The sequence below is a fragment of the Gordonia sp. BP-119 genome, assembly GCF_016924115.1.
Classification (GTDB): domain Bacteria; phylum Actinomycetota; class Actinomycetes; order Mycobacteriales; family Mycobacteriaceae; genus Gordonia; species Gordonia hongkongensis.
The window spans coordinates 78,581-92,747 of the sequence record NZ_JAFFZF010000007.1 but is presented as its reverse complement, the minus strand read 5'-3'; the positions used below and the strand labels follow the sequence as shown (position 1 = coordinate 92,747).

The following is a 14,167-nucleotide window of genomic DNA, read 5'->3' as shown; positions in this document are numbered from 1 at the left end:
GCCAGACCTCTTGACCACCGGGTATAGCCAAACTAGTTATTCCGCGTTAGCCTCGGTGGGTAACCAACCAGTGGTTCGTGTGAAAGGAACACTTTCGTGCCTGATCAAGCATTCATCTACGAGGCGATCCGTACGCCTCGTGGCAAGCAGCGCGGCGGTTCGCTGCACAGCGTGAAGCCGGTCGACCTGGTCTCCGGTCTCATCAACGAGGTCCTGTCGCGTCACGGCGGCCTCGATCCGGCCGACGTCAACGACGTCATCCTCGGTGTCGTCTCCCCGGTCGGCGAGCAGGGCGCGGTCATCTCGCGCACCGCCGCCCTCAACAGCGGTCTCCCCGAGACCGTCCCGGGAACCCAGATCAACCGCTTCTGCGCCTCGGGTCTGGAGGCCGTCAACCTGGCGTCGGCCAAGGTCGCCTCCGGCTTCGACGACCTGGTTCTCGCCGGTGGCGTCGAGTCGATGTCGCGCGTCCCGATGGGCAGCGACGGCGGTGCGCTGTTCACCGACCCGGCCACCGCATACGACCACTACATCGTCCCGCAAGGCATCGGTGCCGACCTGATCGCCACCATCGAGGGCTTCTCGCGCGAGGATGTCGACGCCTACGCGGCCGAGTCGCAGGCTCGTGCCGAAAAGGCATGGAACAGCGGCTACTTCACCAAGTCCGTGGTTCCGGTCAAGGACATCAACGGCGTCACCGTCCTCGATCACGACGAGCACCGTCGTCCCGGCAGCACCGTCGAGAGCCTCGGCAAGCTGAAGGCCGCCTTCGCCGCCCTGGCCGACATGGCCGGCTTCGACGACGTGGCACTGCAGAAGTACCCGAGCGTCGAGAAGATCAACCACGTCCACACCGGCGGCAACAGCTCCGGCATCGTCGACGGTTCGGGCCTCGTGCTCGTCGGCAGCGAGGAGGCGGGCAAGCGCAACGGCCTGACCCCGCGCGCCCGCGTCGTGTCCTTCGCCGAGATCGGCAGCGAGCCCACCATCATGCTCACCGGCCCGACTCCGGCCACCGAGCTGGCTCTGAAGAAGGCCGGCCTGACGGTTGACGATATCGACGTGTTCGAGCTGAACGAGGCCTTCGCCTCGGTCGTCATGAAGTGGATGAAGGATCTGAAGATCCCGCACGAGAAGGTCAACGTGAACGGTGGCGCGATCGCCATGGGGCACCCGCTCGGTGCAACCGGCGCGATGATCTACGGCACCTGCCTCGACGAGCTCGAGCGCACCGGCGGCCGCTACGGCCTGATCACCCTCTGCATCGGTGGCGGCATGGGCGTCGCGACCGTCATCGAGCGTCTCTGACCCTTCGAGGCTCGCTTCGCTCGCTCCTCAGGGGGCGGCGGGGCGCGTCGCTTCGCTCGCTCCTCAGGGGGCAGCGATGACCACTTCACGAGAAAGAACTCTGCGAATCACCATGAGTGACAACATGATCAACTGGGAGAAGGACGCCGACGGCGTCGTCATCCTGACCATGGACGACCCCAACCAGGGCGCCAACACGATGAACGCGCTCTACCAGGAGTCGATGGCCGCGACCGTCGATCGCCTGGAGGCCGAGAAGGACGACATCACCGGTGTCGTCCTCACCTCCGCGAAGAAGACCTTCTTCGCCGGCGGCGACCTCAAGGACATGACGAGCGATCGCAGCGGTGTCTCCAAGGAGGAGATCGCCACGCAGATCACCGAGACCACCAACGCCATGAAGAAGGTGCTGCGTCGTCTCGAGACCCTGGGCAAGCCGGTCGTCGCGGCCATCAACGGTGCCGCGCTCGGCGGCGGCCTGGAGATCGCGCTGCACACCCACTACCGCATCGCCGCGGACGTCAAGGGTGTTCAGATCGGTCTGCCCGAGGCCACCCTCGGCCTGCTGCCCGGCGGCGGCGGCGTCGTCCGTACCGTCCGTCTGCTCGGTATCCAGAACGCCCTGATGGGCGTCCTGCTCCAGGGCCAGCGTTTCAACCCGACCAAGGCCAAGGAGACCGGTCTGGTCAACGAGGTCGTCGGGTCCATCGAAGAACTGGTCCCCGCCGCCAAGGCCTGGATCAAGGAGAATCCCGAGGCCCAGCAGCCGTTCGACGTCAAGGGCTACAAGATCCCGGGCGGTGCTCCCACCAACCCGGCGTTCGCCGCGAACCTCCCGGCTCTTCCGGCCCTGCTGCGCAAGCAGATCAAGGGCGCCAACATGCCGGCGCCGCGCGCCATCCTGGCCGCTGCCGTCGAAGGCGCCTACGTCGATGTCGACACCGCCGACATCATCGAGACCCGCTACTTCGTCTCGCTGGTCACCGGCCAGGTCGCGCAGAACATGATCAAGGCGTTCTTCTTCGACCTGCAGCACATCAACGGCGGCGGCTCGCGCCCCGAGGGCTATGACAAGTTCACCGCCAAGAAGGTCGGCGTCATCGGCGCCGGAATGATGGGCGCGGCAATCGCTTACGTGTCGGCGAAGGCCGGCATCGAGGTCGTCCTCAAGGACATCGACCTCGACGCTGCCAAGCGCGGCAAGGGGTACTCGGAGAAGCTCGAGGAGAAGGCTCTCGCCAAGGGCAAGACCACCCAGGAGAAGAGCGACGCACTCCTCGCCCGCATCCACCCGACCGTCGATCCCCAGGACTTCAAGGGCGTCGACCTCGTCATCGAGGCCGCCTTCGAGTCGGTCGAGGTCAAGCGCAAGGTGTTCCAGGAGATCGAGGACATCGTCGAGCCCGACGCCGTCCTGGGTTCCAACACCTCGACCCTGCCGATCACCATCCTCGCCGAGAGCGTGAAGCGGTCCGAGGACTTCATCGGTATCCACTTCTTCTCGCCGGTCGACAAGATGCCGCTGGTCGAGATCATCAAGGGTGAGAAGACCTCGGATGCCGTGCTGGCCAAGGTCATCGACTACACCCTACAGATCCGCAAGACCCCGATCGTCGTCAACGACAGCCGTGGCTTCTTCACCAGCCGCGTCATCGGCACCTTCATCAACGAGGCCATCGCGGCCGTCGGTGAGGGCGTCGAACCGGCGTTCATCGAGCATGCGGGCACCCAGGCCGGTTACCCGGCCGCGCCGCTCCAGCTCATGGACGAGCTGACCCTGACCCTGCCGCAGAAGATCCGCAAGGAGACCGAGGCGGCGCTCAAGGCAGAGGGCAAGGAAGTTCCGCAGCACGGCTCGAACGCCGTCGTCGACTGGATGGTCGAGAACGGCCGTACCGCCAAGAAGGACGGCAAGGGCTTCTACGACTACGACGAGAACGGCAAGCGCACCCAGCTCTGGCCGGGTCTGCGTGAGCAGTTCAAGTCGGGTACCACGGAGATCCCGCTCGAGGACATGAAGGAGCGCATGCTCTTTGCCGAAGCCCTCGAGACCGTCAAGTGCTTCGACGAGGGTGTGCTCACCTCCGTCGAGGACGCCAACATCGGTTCGATCTTCGGCATCGGCTTCCCGGCCTGGACCGGTGGTGTCATCCAGTACATCAACGGCTACGAGGGTGGCGTGCCCGGTTTCGTCGCGCGTGCCAAGGAACTTGCCGGCAAGTACGGCAAGCACTTCGAGCCGCCGGCCTCGCTCGTCGAGAAGGCTGACCAGGGTGTCACCAAGCTGACCAACGAGAACCTCACTGCGAATTGACGATCTCGCTGGGTGACCAGCAGACAACAAGGGCCCCGGCCGGATTCGTTCCGGCCGGGGCTTTGCTGTGCCAGAACCGTTCCCGCGTCGCCATTTCCATGCCGATGATCTGATCTGATCAGCGGGACGGAAACGGGACCGCGGGAAGGCTCAGTCCTCGGTCGCCACCTCGGCGCCGCCGACGCTGAGGACGACGCGGGCGCCGTAGGGCACCGCCTCGACGAGGCGCAGCTGGGCCAGTGCCGGGTGGGCATCGAGCAACCGGCCCGCGTTGGCCAGCGCGCGCAGCGCGGCGGTCTCCGCGCGTGCCGCCTCGAGCTTGGCCTGACCGCGGGTCTTCGCCGTGATCACCTCGAGGGCCGCGGTGCGGACCTCGGCCGGGACGATGACGTCGCGAATGACGACCTCGAGAACCTCCAGACCGACGGTGCCGGCTACCTCGGCAGCCGCGGCGCGGATCGGCGTGACGTCGACGGCCTCGCCGCGACGGACGAGGTCGTCCGAACCCACGCCGGCGCAGACCTCGCGCAGCGCGACCTGCGCGGCCAGGTAGACCGCGCCGATCGGGTCGGCAGACCGCTCGACGAAGGCCACCGCGTCGATCACGCAGGCGCGCAACGTCATCGAGACACGGACCGACATGGAGTCGGCGGTGAGTACCTCCTGCGGCGCGACGGGGATCAGTCGCTCGCGCAGGTCGACGTCGAACGTGGCGTCAGGCTTGCGCACACGGTGGCGGCCGGCGGGCAGTGCCTGGACGGCGGTACCCCGGTAGGCCAGCACGGTGTGACCCGGCGAGACGGTGATTCGGTTGTGGAACAGCATGACGATCCTCCTTCCGTTGCGTCGCAATGCTTGTCGGGTCGGGCATGGGTTCGGATGGCGACACCGCTCGTGGGTGGGCGAGCCGGTGGGGTGCGCCGCGGAGTCGAGGACGACTCGGACGACGACCACAGGACCGGCCGGCCCGTGCTCCCGGGAGCGGTGCCGTGTCAGGACTCGAACCTGTTCGGGATGTATCCCTTGCCATCTGAAGGCGGACGAGGATTCCGACGCGCAGAAACACTTCGCGGTACCCCGCTCCGGTCTGCTGGTCTCGTGCCGAACGGGAACTATGCCAGCGTCGTACACTGGGGCGCAACGGAATAACGGCGAGTGGCGGGGGTGACCCTTCGTGACGCGCCCTCCGCAAGCTCCGGGCGCTCCTCAGGGAGCGGGGGGTGGGCGGATTCGATCGGTCGCTGCCACAGCGGGATCGGTTGGTCCTCAGTATCCGCGGCCTGGTGGCCGTCGTGGACTGCGGAAGAACTCGTTGTGGTCGGAGCGAGCCCAACTATCGCTCCCTGAGGAGGCCGGAGCTTGCGGAGGCCGTCACGAAGGGTCCCGGTGAGATGCGGCGCCAAACCCTTCGAGGCTCGTCGCTGGCGCTCCTCGCACCTCAGGGCGCAGAGGGAGGACATCGCTTGCACCCCAACAGACCAGCGGTTGTGTCGTTCTTTCGGATCAGGGAGCAGGATAAGTCGGTCATTCTTTCGGGCCGGGGGCGGGGATGGAACCGTAGGGGGTCGTCGCACGTCCAAGTGCGCGTGATCCCGATACCCACTGATCGTTCCGGCCTCATCCTGCGCGAGCACGCGGTGCGCGCCGGACTCTCCGACGCCGACCTCGACGAGGCGGTGACCCGCGACCACCTGGTGTGTCTGGGTCCCGGTGTGTTCGCGCTCGCGGTGGGGTACCTGTTGTGGTCGCGGGGGGCTTGACCGGGAGAACCTCTCCCACATCGATGTCACCGGGCGAGGAAGGCCCCCACCGTCGCCTCGAACGCAGCCTTGGCCTCGATCATCACCCAGTGCCCGCACCTCGGGAAGATGTGCAACTCGGCGTCGGGGATCAGGCGCATCGGGACCAGTGCCATGTCAGGTGGGCTGACACGGTCGTCGCGGCCCCAGGTCAGCAGCGTCGGGCAGGCGACTTTGTGCATCGACGCCCAGTACGGCGGGTTGTCGGACGCGGCCATGAACTGCTGCTGCATCTCGAATGCCGCCGAGCCGTACATCATCTGCGCCGTCTTCTGCGCGTCGGGATTGATGGCGGCCTCCCAGCGCTCGGCGATCAGTTCCTCGGTGACCAGGGCGCGGTCGAAGACCATCGAGGTGAGCCAGCGGACGAGCTTGTCCTTGTCCGGGGCGTCGGTGAACTCCTGCAGGAGTCGGAGGCCCTCACTGGGGCTGGGGCTGAACACATTCGGGCCGACGCCGCCGATGGTCACGAGCTTCTCGACGCGCTCGGGCTTCTTGATCGCCAGGTTGACGCCGACGACGCCGCCCATCGAGTTGCCGATCATCGCGGCCTTGTCGATGCCTAGCGCGTCCATGAACCGGATGACCGAACCGCCGGCGGTCAGCACCGGGTGGCCTTCGACGGCGTCGCTGACGCCGAAGCCGGGGAACTCGAGAACGAAACAATGGTGCGTCTGTGCGAAGTGACCGAGGTTCCCGCGGTAGTTGCGCCAGCCGGTCACGCCGGGGCCCGACCCGTGCAAGAGGATCAACGGCGGCGCGTCGGCGTCACCGGCCTCGTGATAGCGCAGCGTGCCCTGGTCGGTCGTCAGTTCCCGTTTGGTCGCATCGAAGGTGACATCCACGTCGACCAGACTAGAACGTGTTCTAATCCGTTGTCACCGGGTGGGCGTGATCCGGCCGATCCGCTGCGGTCAGATGTCCGACCCCGATGATGTCGTGCAGGATGCGGTGCACGATCGCGTCGCCGACCACCTCGTAGTGGACCATCCGGCCGGCCTTCTCCGAACGGACCCACCCCTGGTCGCGCAGTTTGCGGATCGACTGCGACGCGGCGTTCTCGGTGATGCCGATGCGGGTGGCGAGCTCGGCCACGGTCGACCCCGGGTGGGCATGCATCTCCGCGACGAGCCGGAGCCGGTTCGGGTCGCTGAGCAGCATGAACCGTGCAGCCCAGGAGTCCGCGTCAAACGAGTTCGGGTCGAAGTCGGTCACCGGCTCTCCTCGTCCTCTCGGTGTTGCTGCAGGTATACCGCCCATCGTTCACCGCCGCCCCCGGTGGCGGCAAATGTGTGTCTGGGGGAACATATGTCCGTGCACACAGATGTAGGGGGAGCGTCGTCGGTCGTTCGCGGAGTCGCCACGGCCGGAGCTGCTGTGCTGCTCGCGACTGTCGCACTCGCCGGCTGCTCGGCGTCGGATCAGCCCACGGTGGCCGATCAGATCGTGCTCGGGGAGGGCCAGGCGCTCGGCGACTTCAACCCGATGCTGGGCTACGCGCAGCTCGGTGTCTCACCCGTCTACGATGGCTTGCTCGTCCCGGCCGCGGACGGCGATGACCGTGTTCCCGACCTCGTCCCGGCCCTGGCCGAGTCCCGGCCCGAGCGCGTCGCGCCGCGGACGTGGCGGGTGCCGCTCAAGAGTGGCATCTCGTTCTCCGACGGCACCGATTTCGACGCCGCCGACGTCGTCGCGACGTACCGGGCGGTCGTCGATTCGCGGGTGGCGTCGTCGATCTCCACCGACTTCGCGCCGATCGTCGCGGTCGAGGCCGACGGGCCGCGGGCGGTGACGGTCCGGATGAACACCGACGCCGATCCGTCGCCCTACCTCCTGGTGGGCGTCGTACCGTCGGAACGGGTGGAGGACGCGCCGGCCGCGGAGTGGGCGCTGAACACCGAACCGGTGGGCACTGGGGCCTACCGGCTGGAATCGCTCGAACCCGACCAGTCCGTTTTCGTTGCGCGTGAGGATCATTGGGGCAATCGGCCCGCGGTGCAGCGCCTCGTCTACACCCACGTGCCCGACGACAACACCCGCGCACAGCGGATCGCGGCCGGCGAGATCGACGGCGCGAATCTGCCGCCGAGACTCGCCGAAGGCCTCGAGGGCCGTGACGGCATCGACGTGATCTCGGTGAAATCCGCTGACTGGCGCGGCATCTCGCTGCCGAGCGCGAACCCCTTCACCGCCGATCCGGCGGCGCGCCTCGCCATGAACCTGGGGGTCGACCGGCAGGCAGTCGTCGACGATGTGCTCACCGGTGACGGCGAACCCGCGAGCACCCCGGTCGCTCCGGTATACGGGGCGAGCGTCTACGACGAGGGCGCGCAGTTCGAGTTCGACGCCGACGGTGCGAGGGCGGCACTCGACGCGGCGGGGTGGCGGACGGGCGCCGACGGCGTACGTGTCCGCGGCGCCGATCGCGCATCGTTCCCGCTTCTCTACAACGCGCAGGACACCCTTCGCCGCGACCTCGCGGTCGCGTTCGCGGCGGCGATGAAACCGATCGGCGTCGAGGTGCTCACCCGCGGTACCAGCTGGGACGACATCGACTCCGAATTGTCGACGGCAGCAGTGGTTCTGGGTGGGGGAGCGACGCCCTACAGCATCGACTCGCAGATCTACGACACGCTGCACACCCGGTTTCCGGACTCGTCGCCGTACTCCAACCCCGGTGACCTCACCGCCCCCGGGCTGGACGCGCTGCTCGACGAGGCCCGCGCGAGCGCGCCCGGGCCGGACAACGACCTGCGCTACCAACGCATCCAGCAGGTCTATGTGGCCCAGCCGTCCTACGTCTTCCTGGCCTTTCTCCACCACACCTATGCCGTCCGCGGCGAGGGCTGGCGGCACGACGCACCGATTCTGGAGCCCCATTCGCACGGGGTGACCTGGGGTCCGTGGTGGAACATCCCGTCCTGGCAGCCGGTTTCGTGACAGCGCTCACCTCGTCGGTAGGGTCTGCACGCGACGTCGACGCGGACGATCGCTCCCGGCTCGAACGGCCTCGGCGTGAGCGATCGCGAGGACGCGACTCGCGGGCGCGCCGCGGCGGCCGGCTCCTGCTCCGGCGCGTCCTACTGATGATCCCCACGACGATCCTGGTGTCGCTGGGGATCTTCGCCGTCGCCGCGGCGTCGCCCTTCGATCCGCTCACCGCTCATCTCGGTGACGACTACCAGTCGGCGACCCCCGCCCAGCGGGAGGCTATCGCGGCCGCCTACGACCTGGACCAGCACTGGCTGAGCGCCTGGTGGAACTGGTGGGTCGCGCTCTTCCATGGCGACCTGGGCTGGTCGTCGACCCAGGGCCAGGCGGTGGGAGATGTGATCGCGCAACGACTTCCGTTCACCCTCGGGATGTCGGCGGCCGCGCTGGTCTCCGCCGCGCTGATCGCCGTCGTCGGCGGTGCCGTCATCGGCATGCGGCGGGGAGGGCTGTCGGATCGGGCGTGTACGGCGCTGGCGGCCATGCTGGCCGCGACCCCACCGTTCGTGGTGTCGCTCGTGCTGGTCAGCACCTTCGCGGTCGCGCTCGGCTGGTTCCCGACCTCCGGCGCCCGACGCCCCGGCGACGACTACTCGCTCGACGGGCTGGTCACCCATGCCGTGTTGCCGTACCTGGCCCTGACGGTGTCGATGGTTCCGTGGTTGCTCCTGACCATGCGCACGGCCGTCGTCGAGGCCACCGGTTCGGACGCGGTGCGGGCCGCCCGTGCCCGTGGCGTGAACGGGTGGACGCTGCTGCGAGGACACGTGGTTCCGGTGTCGGTGCTGCCAACACTCGCACTCCTCGGGACCCGGCTGCCCGAACTCATCGCCGGCGCGGCCATCGTCGAGACCGTGTTCGGATGGCCGGGTCTCGCCGAAGCCCTGGTCGATTCGGCCGTCGCCCTGGACTTCTCGTTGCTCGCTGCACTCGCCATCGGTTCGGCCGTGCTCGTCCTCCTCGGGTCGGCGCTGTCCGACGCGGCGGCGGTGGCGATCGATCCGCGGATCGGACTGACCGCGTGACGACGATCGGTGGCGCGTCGACGATGCAGCTGACGAGCCCTCGGGCGACGGTCGGTTACCGCCTGGCCCTCGTCGCGCCGTGGGTGATGCTGGCAGTTCTGGTCGTGACGGCGGTCGGGTGGCCCGTGGTCGCAGGCGACCAGACCGCCGATTTCGCTCGTTCACTGCTGCCGCCGGGTGCTGAGGCGGCGCTCGGGACCGATCATTCCGGGTACGACCTCGGCGTCAGAACCGCCGAAGGACTGCGGATCTCGCTGCTGATCGCCGCCGCGTGCGCGGTCCTGGCAACGGCCCTGGGCGTCATCGTCGGCCTGGGCGCGGTGACGGTCGGCGGGTGGTTCGACGCCGTGATCATGCGCGTCGTCGACGGCGTCAATGCCCTGCCCCACCTGGTCGTCGGGGTCGTCATCGCCGCGATGTGGCGAGGCGAGCCGGTCGCGATCATCGCGTCGATAGCCCTGACCCACTGGCCTGCCGTGGCGCGGGTGGTGCGCGCCGAACTGCTGGAGGCGATGTCGTCGGGGTGGGTGGAATCGGCCCGGCTGGCCGGCGCATCCCGCACCTTCATCGCCGTCCGTCACCTGGCGCCCGCGGTGAGCGGCCAGGTGCTGGTCGCGATGACCGTGCTGTTGCCCCATGCGGTCTGGCATGAGACGACGCTGTCGTTCCTGGGCGTCGGGCTGTCCCCGGATGCCGCAAGTCTCGGCACGCTGCTCGGTCAGGCGCGCGGTGACATCCTCACCGGTGCGTGGTGGACGCTGGTGGTGCCGGGCGTCGCCCTGATGGTCACGGCACTGGCGTGTGCGGCTGCGGCGTCGTCGCTGCGCCGAGCCACGTTGCCGCCGGCCGGTGAGGTGTGGCGATGAGTGCTGGACTCGACGGGGTGACGGTCGACATCGTGACCCGAAGCGGATGGAACCGGTCGGCGGTCCGGGTCCTCGACGACGTCACGTTGCCGTTGCCCGCCGGGACGCTGACCGCTCTCGTGGGCCAATCCGGCTGCGGTAAGTCGATGGTCGCGGCAGTGCTGTCCGGTCTGCTCCCGCCGGGCGCTGCGGTGACCGGACGGCTGCGGGTGGGCGGCCAGGAGTTCACCGACCACCAACTGCTCGGTGACGACCGACGGTGGCGCGAGGTCCGCGGGCGTCGCGTCGGCTTCGTGCCCCAATCGGTGGCCACCTCCTTCACCCCGGTGCGCAGCGTCGGAGCCCAGCTCGACGAGGTGATCGGCATCCTGGACGGTACGCATGACGCCGTCGAGTTGTGCCGGCGCGTGCAACTCGACCCCGATGCGCTCGGGTTGTATCCCCACGAGCTGTCCGGTGGCATGGCACAGCGCGCCGCGATCGCCGCGGCCCTGGCCGGCGACCCGGACACGATCGTCGCCGACGAGCCCACCTCCGCACTCGACGCCGAACTCGCCGCCGACATCTGGGAACTCCTCGCCGACACCGCACGGCGCGGCGCCGCGGTCCTCGTGATCACGCATGACGTCGAGACGATGCGCCGCGGGTGCGATTCGGTGGCCGTCATGCGGGCGGGGCGGGTCGTCGACCACAGCCGTCTCGATCAGATCGCCGACTCCGACGACGCCTATGTCGCCGGGTTCTTCGAGAGGGTGCCGTGACCACGGGAGACCTCCTCGTCGGGACGGGACTCACGGCGCGCTTCGGGGACGCGGTGGTGTTCGACGCGCTCGACGTCGGCGTGGCGGCCGGGTCGGTGACCGGCGTGGTCGGGCGATCGGGGAGTGGCAAGACGACGCTGCTGCGCATCCTCGCCGGGCTGAGCGCACCGGCCGAGGGATCGGTCGAGTGGTGCGGCGACCGGCGGCGTCCCGGGGATGTCGGCCTGCTCGCCCAGCATCCGCGGTTGGTGACCAACCCGCGGTGGACGCTGCGCCGGATCGTCGCCGAACCCGCGACGATCGCGCGACGCGACTGTGACGTCGAGAGTGCCGCGATGCGCGTCGGACTCGATCCGGCGCTGCTCGACCGCTATCCCGCACAGGTCAGTGACGGTCAACTGCAGCGCGCGTGCCTCGCGCGGCTCGTGGTGCAGCAACCGCGGGTCGTGCTGTGCGACGAACCGACCGCGATGCTCGATCCGGTCGCGTCCCGCGCCGTGGCCTCGCTGCTCGACGACCTCGTCGCCGACGGGGTCGGTCTGCTGCTGGTGAGCCACGACCGGCGGCTGGTGGAGTCGCGCAGCCGGGATGTCGTCGACCTCGATCGGCGCTGATCACATCTGCAGGCGGATGGCGTCGTCCTCGCCGAACTGGTCTTCGAGGACCTCGGGGGAGTAGTCGAGGTCGATCTCGGCGACCGGGCGGCCCCGGGCGGACTCGATGGCCGACAGCCGGCGCTGGGCGCGGTCGGCGGCATAGGCCAGGAACTCGTCGTTGTCGAGGCCGAAGGGTTGGACCTCGAACTGCTGGTTGACCCACTCGATCATGCCCAGGGCGAGCGGCAGCAGCTCGTTCATGCGTTCGCCCACGGCGTCCCAGAGCGAGTCATCGGCCGCCACGTGCCGGCGGCATGTGAAGGTTCCCCACGCCATGTGCCGGCGCTCGTCGTCGCCGATGAACCGGATCAGCTTCTGCATCCCGGGGAAGATCCCGTGCTGGGTACAGACCTTCTGCCACGCGTGGTAACCGGTGAGCGCCAGGCTGCCCTCGATCACGTGGTTGTAGGTGACGCTGGCGCGGATCTGGTTCCGCGGCGACGGGTCGTGGTCGAGGATGTGCAGGGACGCCGGCAGCTCCTCGTAGAACAGCTGGTGGTAGTACGGATTCGCGCTGACGAAGTTCTGGAGGTCGCCGGTGAGGCCGACGGCGTCCATCCATCGCCGGAACACCTGGGTGTGCTTGGCCTCCTCGAAGCAGAACTGCGACAGGTACATCTCGTCGCCGAAGCGGCCCTCGGTCGCCATCGCCTTCATGAACGGCTGGATGTCCTGGGTGACCGCCTCCTCGCCGGCGATGAACTGACTCACCAGATAGGTGGCGCTCCGGCGCTGCTCGTCGGTGAGCTCCGCCCAGTCCTGAGCGTCCTGCGAGAAGTCGATGGCGACCGGGTCCCAGAACCGTGCATTGCCTTTCACGAAGAGCCGCAACGGAAACGAGTCCCAGTTGAGACCGCCTTGTCGCAATGACGAGAAGTCCTGCCGGCCCTCCGCTTTGTGTTCGATGAGAGTCATGAGATCACCAGCCAGACACTTCGGAAGTGGAATACCCCGACGCTAACCCGTTCCTCGATCCGCAGACATGAGATCGGCCAACTCTGTTGTCGCCGAGGTGCTTTGCGGTGTGGCGCGGACCGACCGGCGCCCTCGACGCTTCGGACCCGTCGTCGTCGACCGTGCGGCCTCGTTCGTCGACTGTGCGCCTTTGCCGTCGACTGTGCAGCGGTTCCTGGCCGCCGGGACAGCGGTCGCGCCCGCCACGAAATCCTCGGCTGGAACGTCACCCCCAATCCTGTGCCATGGATTGCGTGAAACGCCTGCGAAGGTGTCACCGGTGGACCACCATGTGATCTACGTCGCATAAGCAGACGGCGATATCTGACGCCCCGATTCGGGGTGGCACGAGCGAGGAGCACGAATGAAGACCAAAGGTGCAGTTCTGCGCAATCCGGGCGAAGAGTGGAAGATCGAGGAGTTCGAGCTCGGCGATCCGGTCGCGGGTGAAGTCCAGGTCAAACTCGTCAGCTCGGGTCTGTGCCACTCGGATCACCACCTGCGGACCGGCGACAGCCCGGCACCCATGCCGGTGCTCGGTGGTCACGAGGGCGCCGGCATCGTCACCAAGGTGGGCCCGGGTGTCACCCGCCTCAAGGAGGGTGACCACGTCGTCACCGCCTTCATCCCCGCGTGCGGCACGTGCGAGCCGTGCTCACGCGGTCAGCAGAACATCTGCGACGAGGGCGCGCGCCTTCTGACCGGTCTGTCCATCGCCGACGACACGAACCGCGCGTACACCCACGACGGGGTGCCCCTGGTGCAGATGTGCATGCTCGGCACCTTCGCCCCGTACATCACGGTCAACCAGGCGTCGCTGGTCAAGATCGAAGACGACATCCCCCTTCAGACGGCTGCGCTGCTCGGTTGCGGTGTGGCGACCGGCTGGGGTTCGGCCGTCGAGATCGGCGGCACCCACGCCGGTGACACCGTGGTGGTCGTGGGCATCGGTGGTGTCGGTATCAACTCGGTGCAGGGTGCCGCGGCGGCCGGTGCGCGCAACGTCATCGCCGTCGATCCGGTGCCGTTCAAGTTGCAGATGGCCGAAAAGCTGGGTGCGACACACACGTTCCCGTCGATGGAGGCGGCGCTCGAGGCGATCGGTGACATCACCTGGGGCAAGATGGCCAATACGACCATCCTCACGGTGGGTGAGATCGACGGGTCGATGATCGCCCCGGCTCTGGCGCTCACCGGCAAGGCGGGGCAGGTCGTCGTGGTGGGCATGGGCAACTTCGCCTCGATGGACGCCCAGATGAACCTCTTCGATCTCACCCTCATGCAGAAGCGTGTGCAGGGCGCCATCTTCGGCGGTGCGAGCCCCCGCACCCAGGTTCCGGCGCTCCTGAACGAGTACCGGGCCGGCAAGCTCAACCTCGACGACCTGGTGACCAACACCTACCGACTCGACCAGATCAACGAGGCCTACGACGACATGCTGGCGGGCAACAACATCCGCGGCATGATCGTCTACGGCGACGACGACTACTGAG

At 68.0% G+C, this 14,167-nt stretch carries 13 protein-coding genes; 9 read left to right on the top strand and 4 right to left on the bottom strand.

What is annotated here, in order from left to right; all coding sequences use genetic code 11:
- Window positions 1–96 precede the first annotated feature (96 nt).
- Entirely contained in the window at window positions 97–1,308 is a 1,212-nt protein-coding gene (locus JW364_RS06495; protein ID WP_058252264.1) for an acetyl-CoA C-acetyltransferase, read from the top strand.
- 112 nt (window positions 1,309–1,420) lie between these two features.
- Window positions 1,421–3,622 (top strand): 3-hydroxyacyl-CoA dehydrogenase NAD-binding domain-containing protein, encoded by a 2,202-nt coding sequence (locus tag JW364_RS06490; protein WP_205333654.1) that lies wholly within the window; start codon window positions 1,421–1,423, stop codon window positions 3,620–3,622.
- A gap of 150 nt (window positions 3,623–3,772) precedes the next feature.
- On the opposite strand, the gene JW364_RS06485 is transcribed toward JW364_RS06490, so the two are convergent.
- Window positions 3,773–4,447: a slipin family protein gene (locus JW364_RS06485; protein WP_205333653.1), complete on the bottom strand. Its 675-nt coding sequence runs from the start codon at window positions 4,445–4,447 to the stop codon at window positions 3,773–3,775.
- A gap of 761 nt (window positions 4,448–5,208) precedes the next feature.
- Between JW364_RS06485 and JW364_RS06480 the strand changes: the two genes are divergently transcribed.
- Window positions 5,209–5,382: a hypothetical protein gene (locus JW364_RS06480; RefSeq protein ID WP_240198779.1), complete on the top strand. Its 174-nt coding sequence runs from the start codon at window positions 5,209–5,211 to the stop codon at window positions 5,380–5,382.
- Window positions 5,383–5,408: 26 nt separating this feature from the next.
- Here the strand turns inward: JW364_RS06480 and JW364_RS06475 are convergent, their stop codons facing one another.
- Window positions 5,409–6,266 carry an alpha/beta fold hydrolase gene (locus JW364_RS06475; protein WP_068971390.1) on the bottom strand — a complete coding sequence of 286 codons (858 nt, stop codon included), beginning with the start codon at window positions 6,264–6,266 and terminating at the stop codon, window positions 5,409–5,411.
- 22 nt (window positions 6,267–6,288) lie between these two features.
- Window positions 6,289–6,582, bottom strand: a complete 294-nt coding sequence (locus JW364_RS06470) for a helix-turn-helix transcriptional regulator (protein WP_068971395.1) — start codon at window positions 6,580–6,582, stop codon at window positions 6,289–6,291.
- Window positions 6,583–6,729: 147 nt separating this feature from the next.
- Here JW364_RS06470 and JW364_RS06465 point away from each other — a divergent pair, with 147 nt between their 5' ends.
- The 5 genes from JW364_RS06465 to JW364_RS06445 are packed head-to-tail and all read left to right on the top strand — an operon-like array spanning window position 6,730 to window position 11,678.
- Window positions 6,730–8,361 carry an ABC transporter substrate-binding protein gene (locus JW364_RS06465; protein ID WP_205333651.1) on the top strand — a complete coding sequence of 544 codons (1,632 nt, stop codon included), beginning with the start codon at window positions 6,730–6,732 and terminating at the stop codon, window positions 8,359–8,361.
- Complete coding sequence (locus JW364_RS06460) at window positions 8,343–9,437, top strand: ABC transporter permease (protein WP_068971398.1); 1,095 nt, start codon at window positions 8,343–8,345, stop codon at window positions 9,435–9,437. The genes JW364_RS06465 and JW364_RS06460 overlap by 19 nt, the downstream gene beginning before the upstream one ends.
- Window positions 9,438–9,460: 23 nt before the next feature.
- Window positions 9,461–10,303 (top strand): ABC transporter permease, encoded by an 843-nt coding sequence (locus JW364_RS06455; RefSeq protein WP_205333665.1) that lies wholly within the window; start codon window positions 9,461–9,463, stop codon window positions 10,301–10,303.
- Window positions 10,300–11,064, top strand: coding sequence for an ATP-binding cassette domain-containing protein (locus JW364_RS06450; RefSeq protein WP_205333650.1), 765 nt, complete (start codon window positions 10,300–10,302; stop codon window positions 11,062–11,064). Before JW364_RS06455 ends, JW364_RS06450 begins: the two co-directional genes overlap by 4 nt.
- On the top strand, window positions 11,061–11,678 hold the full coding sequence (locus tag JW364_RS06445; protein WP_205333649.1) for an ABC transporter ATP-binding protein: 618 nt from the start codon (window positions 11,061–11,063) through the stop codon (window positions 11,676–11,678). Before JW364_RS06450 ends, JW364_RS06445 begins: the two co-directional genes overlap by 4 nt.
- On the opposite strand, the gene JW364_RS06440 is transcribed toward JW364_RS06445, so the two are convergent.
- Window positions 11,679–12,635, bottom strand: coding sequence for a R2-like ligand-binding oxidase (locus tag JW364_RS06440; RefSeq protein ID WP_068971393.1), 957 nt, complete (start codon window positions 12,633–12,635; stop codon window positions 11,679–11,681).
- Window positions 12,636–13,038: 403 nt separating this feature from the next.
- Here JW364_RS06440 and JW364_RS06435 point away from each other — a divergent pair, with 403 nt between their 5' ends.
- Window positions 13,039–14,166, top strand: coding sequence for an NDMA-dependent alcohol dehydrogenase (locus JW364_RS06435; protein WP_065630320.1), 1,128 nt, complete (start codon window positions 13,039–13,041; stop codon window positions 14,164–14,166).
- Window position 14,167: the final 1 nt, after the last annotated feature.

What these genes read in the sequence shown, in the direction of transcription:
- JW364_RS06435 (WP_065630320.1), top strand. Translation starts at nt 13,039, where the DNA reads ATGAAGACCAAAGGTGCAGTTCTGCGCAATCCGGGCGAAGAGTGGAAG.
- JW364_RS06470 (WP_068971395.1), bottom strand. Translation starts at nt 6,582, where the DNA reads ATGCTGCTCAGCGACCCGAACCGGCTCCGGCTCGTCGCGGAGATGCAT.
- JW364_RS06450 (WP_205333650.1), top strand. Translation starts at nt 10,300, where the DNA reads ATGAGTGCTGGACTCGACGGGGTGACGGTCGACATCGTGACCCGAAGC.
- JW364_RS06485 (WP_205333653.1), bottom strand. Translation starts at nt 4,447, where the DNA reads ATGCTGTTCCACAACCGAATCACCGTCTCGCCGGGTCACACCGTGCTG.
- JW364_RS06465 (WP_205333651.1), top strand. Translation starts at nt 6,730, where the DNA reads ATGTCCGTGCACACAGATGTAGGGGGAGCGTCGTCGGTCGTTCGCGGA.
- JW364_RS06440 (WP_068971393.1), bottom strand. Translation starts at nt 12,635, where the DNA reads ATGACTCTCATCGAACACAAAGCGGAGGGCCGGCAGGACTTCTCGTCA.
- JW364_RS06455 (WP_205333665.1), top strand. Translation starts at nt 9,461, where the DNA reads ATGCAGCTGACGAGCCCTCGGGCGACGGTCGGTTACCGCCTGGCCCTC.
- JW364_RS06490 (WP_205333654.1), top strand. Translation starts at nt 1,421, where the DNA reads ATGAGTGACAACATGATCAACTGGGAGAAGGACGCCGACGGCGTCGTC.